2 tRNA genes and 3 rRNA genes are annotated in these 5,279 nt (G+C 47.4%); all 5 read right to left on the reverse strand.

What is annotated here, in order from left to right:
• Positions 1–3: 3 nt before the first annotated feature.
• Positions 4–113: ribosomal RNA gene (rrf, locus tag BUE22_RS23465) — 5S ribosomal RNA — on the reverse strand.
• A 151-nt stretch (positions 114–264) separates the two neighbouring features.
• Positions 265–3,144 (reverse strand): 23S ribosomal RNA (locus tag BUE22_RS23470).
• Positions 3,145–3,290: 146 nt separating this feature from the next.
• Positions 3,291–3,364, reverse strand: a tRNA-Ala gene (locus tag BUE22_RS23475).
• 159 nt (positions 3,365–3,523) lie between these two features.
• Positions 3,524–3,597: transfer RNA gene (locus BUE22_RS23480), tRNA-Ile, on the reverse strand.
• Between the two features lie 124 nt (positions 3,598–3,721).
• Positions 3,722–5,235: ribosomal RNA gene (locus tag BUE22_RS23485) — 16S ribosomal RNA — on the reverse strand.
• The 16S, 23S and 5S rRNA genes sit together here with 2 tRNA genes alongside, the layout of an rRNA operon.
• Positions 5,236–5,279: the final 44 nt, after the last annotated feature.

The raw sequence follows: 5,279 nt of genomic DNA on the forward strand, positions 1-5,279 counted from the left end.
AAAGAAAGGCGACGACATACTCTCCCACATAACTGCAGTACCATCTGCGCAGGCGGGCTTAACTACTCTGTTCGGGATGGGAAGAGGTGAGCCCCGCCGCAATAACCACCTTAAGAAGTTATAATTGCTTTGGGCAATTTGTTCTTCAATTTTTAATTTTTAATTCAAAATTTTTAATTGAAGTAATATCTTAACATACTGAGATAAAGAAAAAAGTGTTTTTTAGAAAGTTTCTTCTCCCGACCGTAGTCGGGAGAAAAGGGTGTACATAAGCTTACGGATTATTAGTACTACTCGACTATGACATTACTGCCTTTACATCTATAGCCTATCAACGTGGTCATCTTCCACGATCCTTAAAAGAAATCTCATCTTGTGGTGGGTTTCGCGCTTATATGCTTTCAGCGCTTATCCCTTCCAAACGTAGCTACTCTGCGGTGCCCCTGGCGGGACAACAGATACACTAGAGGTTTGTCCAATTCGGTCCTCTCGTACTAGAATCAGATCCACTCAAATTTCTAACGCCCACAGTAGATAGAGACCGAACTGTCTCACGACGTTCTGAACCCAGCTCGCGTGCCACTTTAATGGGCGAACAGCCCAACCCTTGGGACCTTCTCCAGCCCCAGGATGTGACGAGCCGACATCGAGGTGCCAAACCCCCCCGTCGATATGAGCTCTTGGGGGAGATCAGCCTGTTATCCCCGGCGTACCTTTTATCCTTTGAGCGATGGCCCTTCCATGCGGAACCACCGGATCACTATGCTCTACTTTCGTACCTGATCGACCTGTATGTCTCTCAGTCAAGCTCCCTTATGCCATTGCACTCTACGCACGGTTACCAAGCGTACTGAGGGAACCTTTAGAAGCCTCCGTTACTCTTTTGGAGGCGACCACCCCAGTCAAACTACCCACCAAGCAATGTCCCCCGCAAAACGGGGTTAGGCCTCAGATAAACAAAGGGTTGTATTTCAACAATGACTCCACAACGCCTGGCGACGCCACTTCACAGTCTCCAACCTATCCTACACATCATTTATCCAAGGTCAATACTAAGCTATAGTAAAGGTGCACAGGGTCTTTTCGTCCCACTGCGGGTAAACGGCATCTTCACCGTTACTACAATTTCACCGAGCTCATGGCTGAGACAGTGTCCAGATCGTTACACCATTCGTGCAGGTCGGAACTTACCCGACAAGGAATTTCGCTACCTTAGGACCGTTATAGTTACGGCCGCCGTTTACTGGGGCTTCAATTCAATGCTTCTCCGAAGATAACATCTCCTCTTAACCTTCCAGCACCGGGCAGGTGTCAGGCCCTATACTTCATCTTACGATTTTGCAGAGCCCTGTGTTTTTGATAAACAGTCGCCTGGACCTCTTCACTGCGGCCAGCTTGCGCTGGCGACCTTTCTCCCGAAGTTACAGGTCTATTTTGCCTAATTCCTTAGCCATGAATCTCTCGAGCACCTTAGGATTCTCTCCTCAACTACCTGTGTCGGTTTACGGTACTGGTACTAATTACCTGAAGTTTAGAGGTTTTTCTTGGAAGCCCTTAGGCGCACTATCTCTTTGTCCGAAGACTCCGAGTACTATCGTATTTCCCCAAGATCTGTGGATTTGCCTGCAGATCTTATAGGTAGGTACTTCAACGAACTATTCCGTCAGTTCGCGGCGCTTTCATCACTCCGTCACCCCATCACAGTAATTAGTAGTACGGGAATATTAACCCGTTGGCCATCGACTGTCCCTTTCGGGTTCGCCTTAGGACCAGACTAACCCACAGCTGATTAGCATAGCTGTGGAAACCTTAGTTTTTCGGTGTGCGGGTTTCTCGCCCGCATTATCGTTACTTATGCCTACATTTTCTTTTCCAGCCAGTCCAGCATACCTTACGATACACCTTCAACCCTGCTGGAATGCTCCCCTACCACTTAGAGTAAACTCTAAATCCATAGCTTCGGTAATACACTTATGCCCGATTATTATCCATGCTCGTCCGCTCGACTAGTGAGCTGTTACGCACTCTTTAAATGAATGGCTGCTTCCAAGCCAACATCCTAGCTGTCTGGGCAGACAAACCTCGTTCTTTCAACTTAGTGTATATTTGGGGACCTTAGCTGATGGTCTGGGTTCTTTCCCTCTCGGACTTGGACCTTAGCACCCAAGCCCTCACTGCTGAGAAACATTATATAGCATTCGGAGTTTGTCAGGAATTGGTAGGCGGTGAAGCCCCCGCATCCAATCAGTAGCTCTACCTCTATATAACTTAATTCAGCGCTGCACCTAAATGCATTTCGGGGAGTACGAGCTATTTCCGAGTTTGATTGGCCTTTCACCCCTACCCACAGGTCATCCGAAGACTTTTCAACGTCAACCGGTTCGGACCTCCACACTGTGTTACCAGCGCTTCATCCTGCCCATGGGTAGATCACACGGTTTCGCGTCTAACACTACTGACTAAAGCGCCCTATTCAGACTCGCTTTCGCTACGGATCCGTGGCTTAACCACTTAACCTTGCCAGCAACGTTAACTCGTAGGCTCATTATGCAAAAGGCACGCCGTCACCCCACGAAAGGGCTCCGACCGCTTGTAAGCGTATGGTTTCAGGATCTATTTCACTCCGTTATTCACGGTTCTTTTCACCTTTCCCTCACGGTACTGGTTCACTATCGGTCTCTCAGGAGTATTTAGCCTTAGCGGATGGTCCCGCCAAATTCAGACAGGGTTTCACGTGCCCCGCCCTACTCAGGATACCACTATCTATTACACTTGTTACCCATACGGGGCTATCACCCTCTTTGGCGTCACTTTCCAGCAACTTCCGGTTCCTTGTGCATAAAATGTCGTGGTCCTACAACCCCAGCACTGCCGTAACAGCACTGGTTTGGGCTAATCCGCGTTCGCTCGCCACTACTTACGGAATCACTTTTGTTTTCTTCTCCTCCGCCTACTTAGATGTTTCAGTTCAGCGGGTTTGCCCACCTATCGGTGTACTATGTCTTCAACATAGTGGGTTGCCCCATTCAGGTATCTGCGGATCAATCGGTGTGTGCCCGTCCCCGCAGCTTTTCGCAGCTTATCACGCCTTTCATCGCCTCTGAGAGCCAAGGCATCCCCCATACGCCCTTATTTTGCTTATTGTACCAATCTTAAAATTAATTAAGACCGTTTTTTTTGTCTTTTGTTATTTGTATTGCTACTATAACAAAAAACGCTTTCTACTTTTTATTATTTTCTTATCTCAATATGTCAATGAACTTTTATTGCCTATCTTTATAGGCAATCAGTGGAGAATAACGGAGTCGAACCGTTGACCTCCTGCGTGCAAGGCAGGCGCTCTAGCCAGCTGAGCTAATCCCCCATTTTAATTAAAAATTAAAAATCGTGAATTAAAAATTATGAACTTTTTGATTCTTAATCTTTCAACTTCTAAAATTTCCTTTTTTCTAAGTATTTCAGTCTTTTTTAATTTTTAATTCTCAATTTTTAATTAAATTACCAATTGAAATTCTTAAAAAAGTAGTCCCGGGCAGACTCGAACTGCCGACCCCTACATTATCAGTGTAGTACTCTAACCAGCTGAGCTACGAGACTCTGTTTTACTTAAAATTTATTATTTGAACTAACAGCAAGAGTAATTGAACTTCGTGATTCAGAACCTTCTAAATTATCATCTTTTTTCCCCATCGTGCATTACTGCTAACAATTGGGGCTCTAGAAAGGAGGTGTTCCAGCCGCACCTTCCGGTACGGCTACCTTGTTACGACTTAGCCCTAGTTACCAGTTTTACCCTAGGCAGCTCCTTGCGGTCACCGACTTCAGGCACCCCCAGCTTCCATGGCTTGACGGGCGGTGTGTACAAGGCCCGGGAACGTATTCACCGGATCATGGCTGATATCCGATTACTAGCGATTCCAGCTTCACGGAGTCGAGTTGCAGACTCCGATCCGAACTGTGACCGGTTTTATAGATTCGCTCCTGGTCGCCCAGTGGCTGCTCTCTGTACCGGCCATTGTAGCACGTGTGTAGCCCAAGGCGTAAGGGCCGTGATGATTTGACGTCATCCCCACCTTCCTCACAGTTTGCACTGGCAGTCTTGTTAGAGTTCCCGACATGACTCGCTGGCAACTAACAACAGGGGTTGCGCTCGTTATAGGACTTAACCTGACACCTCACGGCACGAGCTGACGACAACCATGCAGCACCTTGTAAATTGTCTTGCGAAAGATCTGTTTCCAAACCGGTCAATCTACATTTAAGCCTTGGTAAGGTTCCTCGCGTATCATCGAATTAAACCACATGCTCCACCGCTTGTGCGGGCCCCCGTCAATTCCTTTGAGTTTCATTCTTGCGAACGTACTCCCCAGGTGGGATACTTATCACTTTCGCTTAGCCACTGAGATTGCTCCCAACAGCTAGTATCCATCGTTTACGGCGTGGACTACCAGGGTATCTAATCCTGTTCGCTACCCACGCTTTCGTCCATCAGCGTCAATCAATTAGTAGTAACCTGCCTTCGCAATTGGTATTCCATGTAATCTCTAAGCATTTCACCGCTACACTACATATTCTAGTTACTTCCTAATAATTCAAGTCTGGCAGTATCAATGGCCGTTCCACCGTTGAGCGATGGGCTTTCACCACTGACTTACCAAACCGCCTACGGACCCTTTAAACCCAATGATTCCGGATAACGCTTGGATCCTCCGTATTACCGCGGCTGCTGGCACGGAGTTAGCCGATCCTTATTCTTACGATACCGTCAAGCTCCTTCACGAAGGAGTGTTTCTTCTCGTATAAAAGCAGTTTACAATCCATAGGACCGTCATCCTGCACGCGGCATGGCTGGATCAGGCTTGCGCCCATTGTCCAATATTCCTCACTGCTGCCTCCCGTAGGAGTCTGGTCCGTGTCTCAGTACCAGTGTGGGGGATCTCCCTCTCAGGACCCCTACCCATCGTAGCCTTGGTAAGCCGTTACCTTACCAACTAGCTAATGGGACGCATGCTCATCTTTTACCGTTGTGACTTTAATAGTGGCTTCATGCGAAGCTGCTATGCTATGAGGTATTAATCCAAATTTCTCTGGGCTATCCCTCTGTAAAAGGTAGATTGCATACGCGTTACGCACCCGTGCGCCGGTCTCTGGTTCCGAAGAACCATACCCCTCGACTTGCATGTGTTAAGCCTGCCGCTAGCGTTCATCCTGAGCCAGGATCAAACTCTTCATCGTATATTGTTTGCTTAAATAAATCTAAGCTAATTATTATGCGATGA

The sequence above is a fragment of the Flavobacterium pectinovorum genome, from assembly GCF_900142715.1.
GTDB classification, from domain to species: Bacteria; Bacteroidota; Bacteroidia; order Flavobacteriales; family Flavobacteriaceae; genus Flavobacterium; species Flavobacterium pectinovorum.